Below are 17,808 nucleotides of genomic sequence, written 5' to 3' on the forward strand. Positions count from 1 at the left end.
CTATCTAAAATGAGTTCGCAAAAATCTAATAAACAAATGTAAACAGCTAATGTAAAAGGAAAATGTAAAGTACTAAGTTCAATAACAAACGTTAATAAGAGTTAAGAAACCAAATTAATCACTTTTTTAGCCGCATCAGTGTTTTTAGCTTTTTGCTGATAAACTAAATCACAAATTCCATCAGTCGGTGCAAAACCGGTAGGTGTTTTAAGCAAAATATCACGAATAGCTTCATGGTTAAACACATGGCAAGCTTGGTCTAAGCGGTCTAAAATTAATGAGTATTCAGACCAGGATAAAAACAATTCATTTGCAGTCATGATGCGCTCATGTTCAGTACCGGTAACATCATCGCCAATAAGCAATTCTTCATAGAGCTTTTCGCCAGGGCGCAATCCGCTAAATTCAATAGCAATATCACCCTCTGGATGTTTTTCACTACGGACTTCAAATCCACTTAAACGGATCATCTTTTTTGCTAAATCAACAATTTTTACCGACTTACCCATATCGAGCACAAATACATCACCGCCCTTGCCCATCGCCCCTGCTTGAATCACTAATTGCGAAGCTTCAGGAATCGTCATGAAGAAACGGGTGATTTCTGGGTGAGTCACAGTAACAGGGCCGCCATTAGCGATTTGAGTTCTAAACAACGGCACTACAGAGCCCGATGAGCCAAGCACATTTCCAAAACGCACCATGCAAAAACGGGTGGTATTTTGTTCGCGAGATAAAGCCTGTAATACTAATTCAGCCATGCGCTTAGTCGTACCCATCACATTGGTAGGACGCACCGCTTTATCGGTTGAAACCAACACAAAGGTGTCCACTTTTGCAGCTATGGCTGCTCGTGCAGTATAAAGGGTGCCAAACACATTATTTCGCACACCTTCAACGACATTGTGTTCAACTAAAGGCACATGCTTATATGCTGCAGCATGGTAAACCGTCTGTACGCCAAAAGACTCCATAATGGCTTGTACTCGATTTTCACGCTGTACAGAGCCCATCATAGGCAAAATTCTTACGTTTAAACCGAGTTCTTTTGCAATGGCATTTAATTCACGGTCAATAGCATATAAAGCAAATTCAGATAATTCAAACAAAACCAATTTCTTAGGCGACTGCTTTAAAATCTGTCGACATAACTCAGATCCAATCGATCCACCTGCGCCCGTTACCATCACCACTTTATCTTTGATGTTAGAAGACAATAAATCTTCACGAGGATTTACTGCATCACGGCCCAGTAAGTCATCAATTTCGACTTCTTTAATATCACTGTAAAGCTTAGTACCATTAACGAGATCTGACATTGCCGGGATAGTAAGTACTTGAACAGCTAAAGGCTCTAACCTTGCTAAAATTTCTTGTCTTTTTGCTCGAGTAGCACTCGGCATAGCCAATAAGACTTTATTAACCGATTTTTGTGTAATTAATTTTTTTATTATCGAAGGGGAATGCACATGCACACCTTGAATAACATTACCTTGCAATGATATGTCATCATCGACAAAAGCAAACGGATGATATTCATGGCTTTGCACTAGTGATGTTAATAACTGCCTACCACTTACACCAGCACCATAAATAATAACAGGCTCACCAATACGTGTCATACCAGAACCGACCATTGAGCGGACAATCGCCCTTGAACCACCGATGAGTACCAGTGAAAACGCGGCATAGATAATCGGTACAGTTCGTGGCAGTTGAGCATCGAGATAAAAAGCGAAAAGGACTAAAGAAACAGTAGATAAAAGTACCCCTATAGCTATTGCAGTTAAAGCCTGCGATCCCATATAACGCAATACCGCGCGATATAGGCCTAACTTGGCAAACGCAACTAAGCTTACTGGTACCACTGTAAGCAAAAGCAACCAATAGTGAGTATTCGCTAACACGACAAAGTCATCGATACGAACAAGTAATGCGGCCCAAAATGCTAAACAGAGAAATAGCGCATCAACAACCAAACTCACGATGCGTTTATGAGCACGTTTCATACCAAACAAGATTTGCAAAAATTCCATTTTTCGCTCCATATAAATAAAGTTCATAATGTATTACATCTTACAACACGACTAATCTAGTCTAGGTTATAGGAAAAATGAGGTGGGGTAGTTTAGCACAAGTTACATTGACCGATATGCAATACATCGTAAAATTAATGATAGGACTGAGCTAGTAACAGAGTGATGATCACAAAGCGCGACTTAACAACTTTTTAAAATCATAAAAAGCAATTGAGACGTTTTTGTTGTATCGATTTTGAATTGAGACATCGAGATTTTTAACAACGAGAAAAGGTCAATCGCTTAGCAACTGATCACCAATAGATAACTCTATTTTACAGCATCACCAGAACCACTACCTGTTACTGTCATCAAAATATACTTAAAGTAGTTTTTGAGACTAAGTGTATCAATCATCTGCTTGTCTATCTCAGCTAACAATTTTGGTGTCGACATATCAATATTTTGCACTTGAGCCAAGCCTGTAACACCAGGTAATACGTTATAAACACCTAATGCATCACGCTCTTTTATTAACTCTTCTTGGTTAAATAAATTTGGACGAGGACCAACCAAGCTCATCTCACCTTTGACTACATTAATTAGTTGCGGTAGCTCATCGATCTTAGTCTTGCGCAAAAAATTACCTAGTTTAGTAATTGAAGCATTGCTCGCTAAGTGACTAGCCACTGATTTTGTTTCAACAGACATAGTGCGAAACTTAATCAGTTTAAATGGTTTTTTGTTTCGGCCTACACGGGTTTGAACAAAAATCGGTGCTCCTGTATCAAACATACCAATAATAGTGACTATCAATAAAACAGGCCAAAGAAATAACAAGCCAAAAAAGGCAGCGAAAAAATCGATAAGACGGATCATTTTTTATTCTCAGAAAGTGAAGCCATTGCTTGCTCCATTGTGAAAGGAGGAACCCATCCTAAGACTTCTTGAGCATTAGAAGAGTCAACTTGTAAGTTTCCTAATAGCTGTTCTGCCATTGCTTTTTTTCCGACAATGCGAGCAGCTAAAAACATAAGACTAACTGGAACAGGTAACTGGATTAACTTTTTATTTAATCCTTTAGCAATTGCATTAGTGAAGTCTTTAATTGACACTGTTTCGCCATCTGAAGCTAAAAAGGTATGCCCCCCAGCATTAGGGTGTTTTGCACAAGTTATGAGTAGGTCAGCCAAGTTTTGAACTGCGATAAAGTCACGCTTATTATTAGTTAATCCGAAAGGAAGTAAAGGTGTCTTAGTAATTAGTTTTGTAAGTATACCAAAGTTCCCTGGAGCATTAGAACCGTAGACTAGTGTAGGCCGAACAATTACCACTTCTAAACCACTATCTGCTGCAATATTTATTATTTCAGTTTCAGCATCATATTTTGATTTTGAAAAATCACTCTCTGGGTTGGCTGAAGAGTCTATAGTAAATGGCTGAAAATTCGTAAAAGAACCATTAACAGCTATTGAACTTATAAACACAAAGCGTTTAACGCCTGCATTAATAGATTGTTTAGCAAGATTTACGGCACCATGGAAATTGATATCTCGATAACTATCACAATTCTTATTATTACTGTGCATAACATGCGCCAGCGCAGCACTGTGTATCACAATATCAACGCCACATAAAGCTGATGTATAATCCGAAGTACCATTAATGTCCCCCTGGAGATGCTCCAGTCCATAAACCTCATTTAATTCCAAGCTAAATGAAGAACTACGACCAAAGGTACGTATATCGGAATGCGGTTTCGATGTGAGCTGAGATAAAACGGCTCTACCAACAAAACCCGTCGCACCGGTCAATAAAATCATCCACATCCCCTAGCCTGAAAATATGTTAGACATAACAATTTAAACATTACTCACACCATACTTCTTAAGCATTGTCAAATACTGTTCAATAATCAGCTCTTCATCAAACTGTTCTTCCATAAATTGCCGACCAGCATTGCCCATAAAAGATCGCTCAATCGTGTCCAGAGCAATTAACTTTTGACAACACTGCGCTAAATCTTGAGCGTCTTTAACTTGACACACAAAACCTGTTACATCAGGAATAACAACTTCTCTACAACCTGCTACGTCGGAGACAATTAGAGGTTTAGCCATTGCAGCTGATTCAATCATTGTTCTTGGGATCCCTTCTCGATATGAAGGAAGAACAACACAATCGGCTTCTGCTATTAAAGGCCTAACATCTTCAGTTGTACCAAGATATTCAACAACACCTTCAGTTTCCCAATTAGCGATTAAATTACGATTAATTGCACTGGGATTTTCGACATCACAAGGACCTAAAAGTTGAAAGATTGCCTGAGGGTAACTATTTTTGACTATACGAGCAGCATCCACATATTCTGCAACGCCTTTATCCCAAAGCATGCGAGCTATCAACAAGAAGCGTACAGGCTCAATTGCCATGGTATTATTGGATTGCGCTTTATGTCTTGGTTTGAAATGTTCTAAATCAACACCTTCACCAAACAAAAGCACTGCTTTGTTCCTAGAAACCAGCCTATGCCGCAAAAAGGTTTGCCTGTCATCATCATTTAAAAACCATACTTCTTTAGGAAAGCAAAATGACAATCGGTATAGAGTACGTGCGACATTTGCAATGATGTTGTTATTAAGAAATGTATAGCCTAAACCTGTCGTTATTGCAATTGATGGATAACCAGCCAATTTAGCCGCAAGTGATCCATAAATATTAGGTTTAATACTATAGTGAATTATAAAATCAGGTTTTAACTTACTATAATATCTATAAAGGTCATAGACTAACTGTAAATCTCTAAAAGGATTGGTTCCCTTGGCCGAAATTGCCAAGTCAATCACTTCACACCCCATATCTCGCAATTTGATAGAGAACTCATCTGGTGCTGTAATGATAGTGACACTATAGCCTTCTTCGAGTAGCCTAGCTATCAGACCATGCCTAAAATTAAACATTGACCAAGCAACGTTTACAACTAAGACAATTTTCTTACCATCACCAACCATACAACCCTCACATAATACATGCCCAACCAGAAGCCAAGAGACCAGTTGGAAAATAAACCAAATCAATATTAGCTTCGATGATAATTAGTCATTTAAAAAAAGACTACTAAGCTCTGAAGAATCCCCTGATGATTTTGATAAAAATCATCAATTTAAGTTGAATGCGCATCTTGCTATATGATCAAATGGTTTCGCTAAAAATCTACTGACCAGACAACAAGATGCGCGAACTTAATATTTTACACGATTCTCTTTATCAATTCTGCCCTGAATTGCATTTAAAACGCTTAAATTCCTTAACCTTAGCTTGCCGAGGGTTACTCAGCTGTAAAACACTTACACTTACCGAACTTGGTCGAAACTTACCTTGTAACGCCAAAACTAAACACAACATTAAGCGCATGGATAGATTACTTGGTAACTATCATTTACATAAAGAACGTCTCGCGGTTTATCGATGGCACGCTAGCTTTATTTGCTCTGGGAACCCGATGCCCGTGGTCTTAGTCGATTGGTCTGATATTCGTGAGCACAAACGATTGATGGCACTCCGGGCGTCTATTGCATTACATGGTCGCTCTATCACTCTTTATGAGAAGGCCTTTCCTTTATCGCAGCAGTGCGCCAAGTCCGCACATGACCTATTTTTAAATGATTTGGCCAGTATTTTACCGCCCAATGTCACGCCTCTTATCGTCAATGATGCTGGCTTTAAAGTGCCTTGGTTCAAATCCGTTGAAGCCCATGGTTGGTTTTGGTTGAGTCGCATTCGTGGCAAAGTTCAATTCGCCGCTATTGGTTCCGATAACTGGAAGCCCATTAGCAAGTTATACACTCAAGCATCCAGTAGACCTAAAGCATTAGGCTACAAAAAGCTCACCAAGAGTAATCCAATCCATTGCCACATGGCACTATACAAGTCGTTACCCAAAGGAAGAAAATGCCAACGTTCGACGCGAACCAACTGTCATCACCCATCGTCGACAGTATACTCAGTGGCAAACAAGGAACCTTGGGTGCTTGCGACTAATTTACCGCCAACAGCTCGAACACCAAAGCAGTTAGTTAATCTCTATGCTAAGCGAATGCAAATCGAAGAGACGTTTCGTGACCTAAAGAGCCCTGCATATGGGTTAGGACTGAGGCAGAGTCGCACTAATAGTCCTGAACGTTTCGACATCATCTTATTAATCGCACTGATGTTACAGCTTATGTTTTGGCTAGCAGGATTGCACGCAATACAGCAGGGTTGGGACCGGCACTTTCAGGCAAATACAATACGAACAAGAAATGTCTTATCGACAGTGCGTTTAGGCATGGAAGTCATGCGAAGGCCTGATTACCCTATTTGCCCACAAGAGTTGCTTGCGGCTGGTGTGTTGCTCCTTAAACAATTACATCAATACAGCTACGCACTTGGCGATTTATGAGGGGATCCCTCAGTACTAAGCTTTTTTAAATTTGAGGAATAACATTCACGCACTTTTAAAATTGACATGACACAGCTATTCCCATAAAGGTATAAATTAAATGCTTATGTACCTTATCAATTCGACTCTCAAATGAACCCCTTAAATAAACAACATATTTACAACCTAGATAATTAAAACAGGAAATTAAAAATGAAATTGACGAAACACTACACTATAAATATTAAATATAACTCCCAAAAATCTCTAAGCATTTTATTTCGTTTTAAAAAATGTGACAAAATAAAGCTAGCAGGTTGCCGTGTTAGTTAATACCCCAGGAGTAAAACAAACAAAAGTGAATCAACTGTAAACATAACAACAAACCGATGACGTGACCAGACTGCAAATTAACTATAAAGACACAACCACCGCAAAGATTGAGTACGAAGAGAATACAACTCCACAATTCTTTCGCGTGCAAGTGCACCGAATTCCGCTACAGAGTCAGATGACAAAGCTAGTCCCTCCATCAATCCTTGAGATAATGCTGTAGTATTTTTTGAAGAAACAAGTATGCCTGCACGCCCAACAACCTCCTTTACACCACCACAATCAGTAGCGATAACAAGTCGTTCGCAAGACATAGCTTCAGCGACAACTAAACCGAATCCTTCCCAAGCAGAGGAGAGAACAAACATATCCGCAGCGCTCATCCATTCATGAACGTCATGACGTAATCCTAAAAAATGTATATGATCATTAATCCCGAGTTCTACAGCCATTTTAGATAATTTCTGTTGTTCTTCTCCTGTACCAATAATAGCTAATTTAACCTTATTTCCTGACTGTATAACTATTCTGAGAGCTTTAAGAAGAGTGGGGTAGTCTTTAGCTTCGGTTAAACGCCCTACTGCCAATAACAAAGTAATATCATCAGATAAACCTAATTCACAACGCTTCATCTTCCGACTCAATATATTAAATCTAAAGCGTTCCGTATCTACACCGTTATGAACAGCAACAATTCGCTTGTGTACAAAAGCTCCACGTTTAACAGATATATCCACCGCTTCTTGACTGACATTAGTGCTCAAATCACACAATGGATCAGTTAAGCGATATGCAAACATCCTAATAAATCCGCCCTCATTAGAACTATGTGCAGTTGAAATCAATTTAGGAATACGTACACTTAGACGTAAGAGTCGAGCAAACAAATTTGCATGAACCATATGGCTGTGTACGACATCAGGATTAAAGCTTTTAATAAGCCTATTAGCTCTTAAATAAGCGCTACAAAAACCAAAAAGATTTTTTTTCATTTTTAGTGTAACTACCTGCACTGAATTAGATACAGGCTTATTAACGATTTCACCAGTCATTGAAATCAATAAAACCTGATGACCTAATTCAGAAAACTGATCAGCCAAGTTACACACTTGAGTTTCTGCGCCACCCATTCCTAGGCCAGTAATAATTAATAAAATATTCATTTTACTTTTCCGGTTACCTCTCAATTAAGTACTGTACACCTTGTTCAGTAAGACTATTGTTTTCTATAGCATCTTTAAAAACAAAAGCATTAACTAAAACGAAAAAGAAAGCTAATAACAAAGCACGCTTATTCCCAAAAAAACATATTAAACATATAACGAATGGTATAAAAGTTGTAATCAATCGACCAGCAAAGGGGCTTAAGAAATACATACCTAAATAAATACCTATACCAAGAACTCCAATAACATATATCCCATCTCCAGCGAATCTTTGTTTACTCTGGGTAAGAATGGTTATTAAAAGGATGACATACAATATAAAATTCCCTCCCCCCCCGCCACTTTTTGCGTTGTCATATTCAGTTGCTTGTCTCAATGCTAATACCTCAGCAAGTGGCATTATCATAAAACTAACAAGTCCAGAAATAAATATAATAAATACAACTCTTGCATTAATATCTTTCGAAATAAATACTGAAAACAATTTATCTATTGTAAAAAAAGCAAAAACAATAAAGCTTGATGAATGAATGAAACCCAACACGAACACTAAAGGAAGGAACCATTTAGACTGCCAGAAAAAATAAGCCACCCACATTAACAATGATGCTGTAAAAGCCTGACGCAAAACTATTAACAACATATGGAATGACTGAGGAATCAGAAGGATAGCCAAAAAACCAAAAATTAGAAAAAGTAAGTTTTTACTTCGAACAAATACAAAGTAACTAACAGTGAAAGCAATAAAAAAAACAAAAACAAGAGGAACAGCGTCTGGTTTAAGAAAAAATGACAAAATGCTGTTCAAAAGAAGAAACAAAGGCTCATTTGTAAGCAATGCTATGCCGTCATAACGCGCCATGATATTCAAAGAATCAATGGCATATACCACATAGTTTTCTCTATCTCTAAAATATTCATTTGGGAAAAGCGTTAATAAAAAAGCGAAGAAAGAAGAAAAAAACAAATAGAAAAAAATTTTCAAGCTGGATGTATATATACGCATAAAAAACCTTTCTCTTTCATAGCAATTTCAACCAACTAGCAATGATAGCTTTGGGCAAGAAACGGTTTGCATTGTCAACTGACATTCTAGATAACTCGATGTAAACCGGTTTCGATATTTCTATGGCTTTTAATAAATTTGCTGATAACGCTTGTATATTACCGTCTTCACATAACCAACCAGTTTCATTATCTAAAATAATCTCAGATGGACCAGTGTCACAATCAAAAGAAATTATCGGCAAACCAAATGCTTGTGCCTCAATTAAAACCAATGGAAGCCCTTCAAAACGAGAACTCATCACAAAATAAGCAGCTTGCTGATAATGAGCGGAAATATCATTAGTATTAGACACAAATTCAACACTATTAATAATATTTAAATCCTTGCACATTTGTTCCAGTTTTAATTTATCTTCACCATCACCAACTATTCGTAACCGCCAATCCGTATTAGACAACGCTACCTCAGCCCAAGACTGAAGTAACAAGTCAAATCCTTTTTGATATGTTAATCTACCAACAGCCAAAAAAAGCTTGGACTTATCGGAATTAACTGAATTAGGTAAATCAATTGTTATTGGATTGGCAATTGCTCTAATATCAGCATTACAGGTCATATTGGCAAGCCATAACTCCCTATCCCGTTCAGTTAATGTAACTACATGATCAGCAAAACGAGCAGCTAATCTACGTGCTAGACGACGAGAGGGCTTGCCTAGATCTACAGAAAAGTTAAAGTGCTCCCAGCATATATGTTTTATATTTAAACCCACTGTTGCAGGCAATGCGTATAGCGCCAACATAGATTCTACATCGATCAATGTATCTATATTATGTCGCTTTAAATATGACCTCAACATTTTGATTGTCGATGGGAACCGAAACACACCGCTACCAGTTGTACTAAAAAATGAATGATATGAAATACTAGGTGAAAGTTCAAAAAATGGCTTCAAACAACTTTTTAAACTTACTATATGGACATTATATCCATGTTGACATAAATCATTTGCAATAACAGTCGAAACTCTTTCCGTTCCACCACTATTGCTTAAATCCCCAACAAAAAAACATATATTCTTCATATAAACCTAAATCAGTAAAAAATACTCAAAACAATAAAAAACCAAAAATTAGAGTTATACTCTTCGTTCCTTTAATTCAAGGAAGGAAAAATATAAAAATTTGACCCTCCCACTAAAAAAGATTAATGTAACTAAAAATGCGCCCCCCCAAAGGCAACTGTTAACAATGAAACTCACATTGTAAAACTGAAGCGAAATAGATAAAGACACATACAATATGAGTATTACATATACCTTCCCCCTAGGGAATGACTGCCAAAGAAATACACTAGACTCCGTTCTAATTGTAAAAAAAACAAAGAATGCAACTAAAGTTGCTATAGCAGCTCCAGAAGCTCCGTAGGCTGGTATAAAAATGAAATTTAATACCACGTTTACAACCAGTGCGACTACAGAAGCAATAATCGAAAATGAAGTCCGTCTAGATATCCCAATACCTACCTGTGTGACCTCTGATAACATATATATTAACGGAACACCAACAGCAGCAACAAATAAAAAATTTAAATCGGTATAGCTATCAGGAACAAACGATTTCAAAACAAACGACAACACACCAAATGATGACCAAGAAAAACTCAAAAAAAGTATCATAACCTCAATTGAAATTACTATCTTAGTTATTTTAACACCTTCGCTCACCCAACGATAAACGATAGGGTGCCACATGCTTGAAAATATAGACGAGAATATACCAGCTATACTAGCAAAGCCTATTGCAAGCGCATATATACCTACTTCATGTAAAGTGGATAACGATTTGATAAAATATCTATCTAAAGTAGTAAGTCCTGTATACGCAAGACCAGCTACAATAAGGGGTAAACCAAAGTGAAGCATTTCTTTCAATTTAACAAAATCAACGCCTGATTTGAAACATCCAAAAAAATCTCTATTTAAGCATAGTATAGACACCAGTGTAGTACCCATAACCGACAAAAAGTAGGCTAAAACCAAATATCCAAAATTAAATATTTCATACCAATAAATCAATAATAAAATCGTAATAAAAAAAACAAACTTCGGTATTATTATTGTTAAAGAATAGATAAAACCTTTCTCTTCCATTCTAAATATATAAGCAAGCTGATTATTGAAAATAAGTAGACACAATGTTAATGCAATTGTTATGGAACTAAACTTATCATCAAAATCAAGTGTAAAACTTATTATTGGAATAAAACAAAATAAAAGCATTAAAATCGGAAAGAAAATAACATTAGGTAACATCATAACTTTTGCTAAATTATTTTTATTATCACACTCATGATACTCTCTAACAAATGCTTGGTCTAATCCTAAGGAAAATATTATAACACCTAGACTTAAAGTCACTTGAAGAATTGAGTATCTACCGACGTCTTCTACAGTAAAATAGTTAGCGATTAAAGGTAAAGTTATAAAGGAGAAAAAAGCTCCACCTAAAGGGCCAAAAGAATATGACAATATTTTCTTTAAATTCATGAACACACCGGAGGAGCCTAACCTAATAAAAATTATAGTTTATGAGTATAAAATGCGTTTTGCTTTCTTATTGTAACGTCTAACGAAAACATCTTATCTGCAAGTTGAACATTACCATCTAGCACTTCTTTATCTAATTTAATATCTTCAAAGTTAAAAACTTTAAAACCAAATCGATTTAAACTCTCGTACGTAGTACTATTAACATTCAAGAATACATTAGAGCCAACCGATAACAAGTTTAATATATTCCCCATAGCTTGTTGTCCATCATGACCAAAAATAGCAATATCAATTTTAGTTAAAAACTTGAAATACTCTGAAGGTTCCATGAACTCTGCCAATATTTCTACATTGCTTCCGCCTAATTTATCAATTGCATAGAGCGAAATGTATTTGGCATACTCTAAATCGCCATATGACAAAGGAATATAATATTTAACATTCCCACAACCATTAAGTAAAGCCAAGCGGTCAATTATTATTTCGTGAGCATTTCGCTTCAAAGCTGAGGCGCCTATCATTACGTTCAATTTTGTAGATGATTTATCTAGAAGCCCCTCAGCTCCGATGACTATATTGCTTGGATAAAAAGATCCAAGATTGAATAACTTAGCCTTTTCATTTTTTGATATTGACTTTGCTAATTCATAATCTTTTTCTATGTGAGTAATAAAACCATCCATTCTTCTAAGAAATATTTTCGAAAAATATTGCATAACCATGGCTTTTGGAGATAAATTATCTTCGTAATAAATCTCACCTCCCCATAGAGTTATATAAAACTTTTCTGTACGAAATAAAAAAAAGAAGCAAGGAAGTAATAAAGTGTAAAATTTATTAGGTAACGTATGAAAAACTACTTTATCGTAAAGCCTAAGTATAAGTGCAAATCTAATAACATCAAAAAAAGAATTACTAAACACTTTATAGCTATGATTGTCTTCCAAACCGGTATCATCACCAATATAGATAAAGTCATGTTCAACATTCTTAGAATGCCTAGTTATCATAGAGGCGTAATCTGGTACGAATTTATTTCTAAATTGAATACTATTATTAGCCAAATGAAGGCATCTAGTTTTACTGTCCACACAAACCACCTTGAACTAATTAAATATTTCGTACAAAATCACTTTATTTTCTTACTTAAAAATGAACCGATGACTTGGCAAATATAATCAACATCAGTAAAACTTAACTCATAATATAAAGGTAAGCGTAAGAGGCGGTCTGTGAATTTATCGGCATTAGACAATTCAGCACCCTCGTACTCTTCTAAATAAAACTCACTTGAATGAAGTGATAGATAATGAAAAACAGAGCTTATGTCATTATCTTTAAGGTAACTAATAATAGAAGTTCGTTGTTCCAAACTTTCACATATTAAATAAAACATATGTGCATTATTAGTAGAAAACTCAGATAAATTAGGGAGTGCTATACCATTATTAGTTGTTAAATTCTTCAAATTATTAAAATAACGGTTCCATAATTCTTTACGCTTATTCTGAATGTCATCCATATTTTGCAATTGTCCATATAAACATGCAGCAATAATATCAGATGGCAAAAATGAAGAACCTATGTCAACCCAACCATACTTAGCCACTTCCCCTCTATAGAACGAAGTTCTATTTGTCCCCTTTTCTCTAATTATTTCTGCCCTATGAGCAAATTTATCGTCATTAATAACTAATAAACCACCTTCTCCTGCTATGATATTTTTAGTTTCATGAAATGAGAATGTACCAAAAGTACCGATACTTCCAAGAGGTTTATCCTTATAATACGAATCTACAGCTTGAGCAGCATCTTCAACAACTGGAATATTAAATTTATTAGCGATATCCATTATGCGGTCCATGTCACATGCTACCCCCGCATAATGTACAACAACAATTGCCTTTGTTCTTAGAGATATAAGATTTTCAATTTGTTCAGGATCAATATTCGGATTAGATCTGCAACTATCAGCAAATTTAATTTTTGCACCTCTTAGGACAAAAGCATTAACTGTTGACACAAAGGTATAAGATGGTGCTATGACCTCGTCTCCTGGCTGTATATCTAATAGTATAGCTGCCATTTCAAGAGCATCGGTACAAGATGTTGTTAGCAATACTTTTTTAAACCCATATTTTTGCTCAAAAAATGTATGACACTTTTTAGTGTAAACACCATCCCCAGAAATCTTTCCTGTTGTTATCACTTCAGCGATATTAACTAACTCACAGCCCTGCAAGTACGGCTTATTAAATGGTATCATATTAAAACCCCAAGATGCTTAACGTATCACTCTGCTTTTCTTTACACACAGATACAAGAATATGACCGTACCTATCGGCACTAGACTTAATTTTCTTTCCTTCTAACATCGCACTTTCATTAAAAACAGAATGCAATACTGATAGGTTTTTTATTTCTTTTATACTGTCTGCTATAACCAAATCAGTCCTATTGAATAAAAACTTCACTATTGATGCTCTAGGCTCTATTAAATCAGAAATATAATTATCTCTTTGATAGGGTTTTCCTAATGAAATATCTAGCACCGCTGTAACAAAATCAAAACCTGTACTATCTTTAACCAGATCTGAACCAATATAGTCCCCACCCATTCTCGAACCGATTTCAATTATATAAACATCACCATTTTCGTCAATTTTTAATTCTGAATGAGATGCTCCATTTATCATACAGACTGCATCCAATAGCTTGTAAATAACATCTGTAATCAACTTTTTCTCAAAAGCTGTTATTCTCGCGGGGCATGTGTGTCCAGTCTCAATAAAATCTGGCGCTTCAGTAGTAAATTTTTCTGTAATCTGAAGTACTTCGTGTTCACCATTATAACTAATTGACTCAACACTAAACTCACGGCCTGATATATACTGTTCAATGAGAATTTCCTTTGTAAAAGACTCTATATAAGCAGACTCAATAGCCCTCTCTATATCGTCATACTTTTCAACTAAAGAAATACCACGGCTTCCTGAACGATCTATTGGTTTCACAATTATAGGGAAAGAGGTTGGCTTGAAATCTACGGCTTTACTTAGGTAAGTAAACTCTGGAATGGGTATTCCCTCTTTCTTTAAGACTTTTCTCATCAAAAACTTATTAGTCGTGAATATTGTACATGCTTCACTGTTTGTGACCAATCCCATAGCCAATGCTACATAATTAACAGTAATATTCGCAAGATCAGAACCTATAGAGCAAATACCATCAATTTCAAGCTGTTTACATTTATCTAAAATTTGTTCTTTTTCAACGATACTTATCTTATAGAAAAAGTCTGCAACAGACTCATTCCCCCCCCAAGAAAAAACATGGGTTTCAACACCTTGATTTTTTGCTGCCATTATTAATGGGAGCTGAAACTCACCGGAACCTATCACAGCAACTTTTTTCATACAACACAGACTCCAAGCATTCATTTAAAACAATTAAACAATAGGGATATAATATATCTTAAAGTTAACAAACGTGAATTCCACCACCACATCAAAATAAGTATTGTTAACTTCCATTATTATAGACAACCATTAGGCATTAAACTTTAAATAATCATTTAATTTACAAACACTCTCATAGATTCAACTTGAAATTTTACTAAACAATACTTATCTCAATTTATTAATTCATAATTATGAGTTTTCAACTAAATCAATCTTATCAACTTTCCCACCGATACGAGTTCCATAATTAAGACAATCATACAAATATTCTTCGAAGCCAAGAGAGCGCATTTTAGCGAATAAAACTTGTTTATCATAATCTGCTCGATGTAATTCGATATATCCATTATTTATTACAGCATATGCTGCGGTAGAAATACCATCTCTTGGTTGCCCAACAGAGCCTGGATTACAGAACAGCTTATTATCATCTAATTTCAAGACAGATTGAACATGTGTATGTCCAACAAAAACACGATTGAACGAGTAGTCCTGTAAATAATTAGGCGGTATTGAATACAAATAACCTTCTGTATAATTATCTAAACTTCCATGGGTAAAAATAATGTCATCCATAACTATATATTCTTTAGAGGTCTTTAAATAATCTAATGATGACTCAGAAATGATTTCTTTATGGTAATCCAGTAACAAATTAGCGCTTGTAGAACGTCCGCATTGAGTGTTTTCTAGAAGGTACTTATCATGATTACCAATAACCAGTTCAGTTTCATAGTTTTTCAACAACCCCAAACATTCGTTAACAAATGGATAGTAACCGCAAACATCTCCGAGTGATATAATTCTGTCAAAGCTATTAATATCAACCTGATTAAAAACAGCCTCCAAAGCAGGAAGATTACCGTGAATGTCAGAAATAATCAGAATTTTCATATACTATGGTCTTCAATATAACGTAAAAATTTTCTACCTATAGTTCCAGATTTTTTATACTGAGCGATCTGCTTTTTCCCATTTAAAAAGAAATCAATAGACATTATAGCTTCGTTGTACCCGCACAACTCTCTTAAAGATGTGGCTGATGATATTCTCGGATTAATTTCTAATATCTTAAGCTGTTCATCATCAAATCTAAATTGAAAATTAGTAGCTCCCAGAGGTTTTAAGTGTGATGATAATTCACCAATTGCAGTGTCAATTTGCTTATTCAACACTACTTCAGCCTTAGCTGTTGCTCCCTCTCCACTTAATTTACGCTTAAAAATTATTGATTCAGAAGTTTCACCATTTCCATAACCGAAGACTGATGCAGTATACTCATCATTAACGTTCCCAATGACTTTCTGTACCATGAAATTGTCGCCAAGTTTATTTTTCCAATATGAAAAATCATTTTCGCATTCTATTTTTAAAATTCCTTTTGAAGCATAAGAGCGCCTAGGTTTTAACAAAAATGTATCTCCTAGTTGATCTTTATTTTCCTCGTAACTACCACTAATCGATGTTGGGATCAATAATCGTTCAAATTTAGTCCCCAAGAAATAACGATAAAACAACCACTTATCTTTACACAAGTCGATCAAATTAATATCGTTTATAGCTATTTTTGTATTTATTTTATCGAACTTTTCGACATGCCTCATCAAAGAAAACATATCTTGCTCTATCCCTGGTATAATTATTGAAACACGCTCTTTTAGACATAAATCCAACATGAATTCTACGTATTCATCATCGCTAGCCATTTTCCCAGTGATGAAATCATCACACCATTCTTGACCTATCGCATCATCATAAATATCTACGCCAATTACTCTATGTGACTTATTCGACTTTTTAATTGCTCTTACAATTCCATAACCAATAATTGCGCCGACACCTGTAACTAAAACATTATAGTTCATTTCATTTCTCTATGTATTTCAATAATTCAATTTGAATACTTGTATCAGTATCGCAAAGTATATGCTTAAAGTGACAACTTAACATTTCTGGAATAAAGTAGTTTTTTATGTCATTTTTTGACCGTTCGAAAGAGTACCGAGCAGGAACGCCTATTATCTTGGCGAAAAAATCAATCATTTCGGATAATTTCCTACTTTTTGGGTTTAATGCATTTATAAATTTATCAACAACAGTGTCAGAACTCAATAAGTAAACTACCAATTTGCATACTTCATTTGGTGTAATAATGTTTCTATACGGATCGTTATTACCATAAATAACAATCTCATTTCCTCTAACCAAACTATCTATTATATTCTTAATGAAAAATTGATTATCTAAACTGTCAGCCGAAATGATCTGTGGGCACCGAATTATGTAAGGATGTGCAGAGCCAGATTGACTATTCAAAATAAATTTATCGGATAGTAACTTTGACAAACCGTAGCTATCAAAGTATTCATTTTCTTTTCTATTATCCGCAGAAAGTGTCGAAATATTTATAAACTTAGACATCCCCAATTCATTAGCGACCTCAAATAAAGTCATAGGAAGTAATGAGTTGATTTGAAACATTTTAAATGGTTCCGTTGAATCGTATTCAACTATGCAATTTATAATCGCATCCACTTTATTCAATCGACAATAGTTAAGTAGTGTCTCTTTATTAGTTACGTCCAAGTTTCTTCTATTGGGACATAAAGTATTATAACTTTCATTCAACCCAGCGTTAATTGTTTTGCCTAACATCCCTGTACTACCTAACAATAAAATATTCATGACTTGAATTACCTAAGCTAATTATGAACTGATGACACCTCAGGGTGAGATCGTGAACGTTTTTTGAGCTGATGATATTGACACACAATCTGTTTGACGCCTTGGCTTAGCTGTGATCTTATACTCTCTTTTAGGAGAGTAAATTATGTACCTTGAAGCCTTCAC

General features: G+C 35.5%; 15 protein-coding genes. 1 reads left to right on the top strand and 14 read right to left on the bottom strand.

What is annotated here, in order from left to right; all coding sequences use genetic code 11:
- Positions 1-101 precede the first annotated feature (101 nt).
- From GQA99_RS11395 to GQA99_RS11410, 4 genes are all read right to left on the bottom strand, one after another.
- Entirely contained in the window at positions 102-2,036 is a 1,935-nt protein-coding gene (locus GQA99_RS11395; protein WP_160054008.1) for a polysaccharide biosynthesis protein, read from the bottom strand.
- A 312-nt stretch (positions 2,037-2,348) separates the two neighbouring features.
- Positions 2,349-2,897, bottom strand: coding sequence for a sugar transferase (locus tag GQA99_RS11400; RefSeq protein ID WP_160054009.1), 549 nt, complete (start codon positions 2,895-2,897; stop codon positions 2,349-2,351).
- Positions 2,894-3,841, bottom strand: coding sequence for an NAD-dependent epimerase/dehydratase family protein (locus GQA99_RS11405; protein WP_160054010.1), 948 nt, complete (start codon positions 3,839-3,841; stop codon positions 2,894-2,896). Before GQA99_RS11405 ends, GQA99_RS11400 begins: the two co-directional genes overlap by 4 nt.
- A 39-nt stretch (positions 3,842-3,880) precedes the next feature.
- Positions 3,881-5,029, bottom strand: coding sequence for a glycosyltransferase family 4 protein (locus GQA99_RS11410; protein ID WP_160054011.1), 1,149 nt, complete (start codon positions 5,027-5,029; stop codon positions 3,881-3,883).
- A gap of 221 nt (positions 5,030-5,250) precedes the next feature.
- Here GQA99_RS11410 and GQA99_RS11415 point away from each other — a divergent pair, with 221 nt between their 5' ends.
- Positions 5,251-6,459, top strand: coding sequence for an IS4 family transposase (locus GQA99_RS11415; RefSeq protein WP_160054012.1), 1,209 nt, complete (start codon positions 5,251-5,253; stop codon positions 6,457-6,459).
- 389 nt (positions 6,460-6,848) lie between these two features.
- On the opposite strand, the gene GQA99_RS11420 is transcribed toward GQA99_RS11415, so the two are convergent.
- The 10 genes from GQA99_RS11420 to GQA99_RS11465 form a co-directional block, all read right to left on the bottom strand.
- A complete protein-coding gene (locus GQA99_RS11420; protein ID WP_160054013.1) occupies positions 6,849-7,934 on the bottom strand; it encodes a glycosyltransferase in 1,086 nt (361 codons plus the stop codon).
- 13 nt (positions 7,935-7,947) lie between these two features.
- A complete protein-coding gene (locus tag GQA99_RS11425; protein ID WP_160054014.1) occupies positions 7,948-8,943 on the bottom strand; it encodes an EpsG family protein in 996 nt (331 codons plus the stop codon).
- A 16-nt stretch (positions 8,944-8,959) separates the two neighbouring features.
- Complete coding sequence (locus GQA99_RS11430; protein ID WP_160054015.1) at positions 8,960-10,030, bottom strand: glycosyltransferase family 4 protein; 1,071 nt, start codon at positions 10,028-10,030, stop codon at positions 8,960-8,962.
- 54 nt (positions 10,031-10,084) lie between these two features.
- Positions 10,085-11,494 carry a lipopolysaccharide biosynthesis protein gene (locus tag GQA99_RS11435; protein WP_160054016.1) on the bottom strand — a complete coding sequence of 470 codons (1,410 nt, stop codon included), beginning with the start codon at positions 11,492-11,494 and terminating at the stop codon, positions 10,085-10,087.
- A gap of 32 nt (positions 11,495-11,526) precedes the next feature.
- On the bottom strand, positions 11,527-12,588 hold the full coding sequence (locus tag GQA99_RS11440) for a TDP-N-acetylfucosamine:lipid II N-acetylfucosaminyltransferase family protein (protein ID WP_160054017.1): 1,062 nt from the start codon (positions 12,586-12,588) through the stop codon (positions 11,527-11,529).
- Between the two features lie 38 nt (positions 12,589-12,626).
- A complete protein-coding gene (gene rffA, locus GQA99_RS11445; protein WP_160054018.1) occupies positions 12,627-13,763 on the bottom strand; it encodes a dTDP-4-amino-4,6-dideoxygalactose transaminase in 1,137 nt (378 codons plus the stop codon).
- A gap of 1 nt (position 13,764) precedes the next feature.
- On the bottom strand, positions 13,765-14,913 hold the full coding sequence (locus GQA99_RS11450; RefSeq protein ID WP_160054019.1) for an ATP-grasp domain-containing protein: 1,149 nt from the start codon (positions 14,911-14,913) through the stop codon (positions 13,765-13,767).
- A 234-nt stretch (positions 14,914-15,147) separates the two neighbouring features.
- Entirely contained in the window at positions 15,148-15,852 is a 705-nt protein-coding gene (locus GQA99_RS11455) for a metallophosphoesterase family protein (RefSeq protein WP_160054020.1), read from the bottom strand.
- Positions 15,849-16,823 (bottom strand): ATP-grasp domain-containing protein, encoded by a 975-nt coding sequence (locus GQA99_RS11460; RefSeq protein WP_160054021.1) that lies wholly within the window; start codon positions 16,821-16,823, stop codon positions 15,849-15,851. The genes GQA99_RS11455 and GQA99_RS11460 overlap by 4 nt, the downstream gene beginning before the upstream one ends.
- A 1-nt stretch (position 16,824) precedes the next feature.
- Positions 16,825-17,643, bottom strand: a complete 819-nt coding sequence (locus tag GQA99_RS11465; protein WP_160054022.1) for an NAD-dependent epimerase/dehydratase family protein — start codon at positions 17,641-17,643, stop codon at positions 16,825-16,827.
- Between the last annotated feature and the right edge of the window lie 165 nt (positions 17,644-17,808).

The organism is Shewanella litoralis (genome assembly GCF_009828585.1).
Classification (GTDB): Bacteria; Pseudomonadota; Gammaproteobacteria; order Enterobacterales; family Shewanellaceae; genus Shewanella; species Shewanella litoralis.

Coding starts and splice junctions, on each gene's coding strand:
- GQA99_RS11450 (WP_160054019.1), bottom strand. CDS start 14,913: ATGAAAAAAGTTGCTGTGATAGGTTCCGGTGAGTTTCAGCTCCCATTA.
- GQA99_RS11420 (WP_160054013.1), bottom strand. CDS start 7,934: ATGAATATTTTATTAATTATTACTGGCCTAGGAATGGGTGGCGCAGAA.
- GQA99_RS11460 (WP_160054021.1), bottom strand. CDS start 16,823: ATGAACTATAATGTTTTAGTTACAGGTGTCGGCGCAATTATTGGTTAT.
- GQA99_RS11465 (WP_160054022.1), bottom strand. CDS start 17,643: ATGAATATTTTATTGTTAGGTAGTACAGGGATGTTAGGCAAAACAATT.
- GQA99_RS11430 (WP_160054015.1), bottom strand. CDS start 10,030: ATGAAGAATATATGTTTTTTTGTTGGGGATTTAAGCAATAGTGGTGGA.
- GQA99_RS11410 (WP_160054011.1), bottom strand. CDS start 5,029: ATGGTTGGTGATGGTAAGAAAATTGTCTTAGTTGTAAACGTTGCTTGG.
- GQA99_RS11400 (WP_160054009.1), bottom strand. CDS start 2,897: ATGATCCGTCTTATCGATTTTTTCGCTGCCTTTTTTGGCTTGTTATTT.
- GQA99_RS11415 (WP_160054012.1), top strand. CDS start 5,251: ATGCGCGAACTTAATATTTTACACGATTCTCTTTATCAATTCTGCCCT.
- GQA99_RS11435 (WP_160054016.1), bottom strand. CDS start 11,494: ATGAATTTAAAGAAAATATTGTCATATTCTTTTGGCCCTTTAGGTGGA.
- GQA99_RS11395 (WP_160054008.1), bottom strand. CDS start 2,036: ATGGAATTTTTGCAAATCTTGTTTGGTATGAAACGTGCTCATAAACGC.
- GQA99_RS11455 (WP_160054020.1), bottom strand. CDS start 15,852: ATGAAAATTCTGATTATTTCTGACATTCACGGTAATCTTCCTGCTTTG.
- GQA99_RS11405 (WP_160054010.1), bottom strand. CDS start 3,841: ATGATTTTATTGACCGGTGCGACGGGTTTTGTTGGTAGAGCCGTTTTA.
- rffA (WP_160054018.1), bottom strand. CDS start 13,763: ATGATACCATTTAATAAGCCGTACTTGCAGGGCTGTGAGTTAGTTAAT.
- GQA99_RS11425 (WP_160054014.1), bottom strand. CDS start 8,943: ATGCGTATATATACATCCAGCTTGAAAATTTTTTTCTATTTGTTTTTT.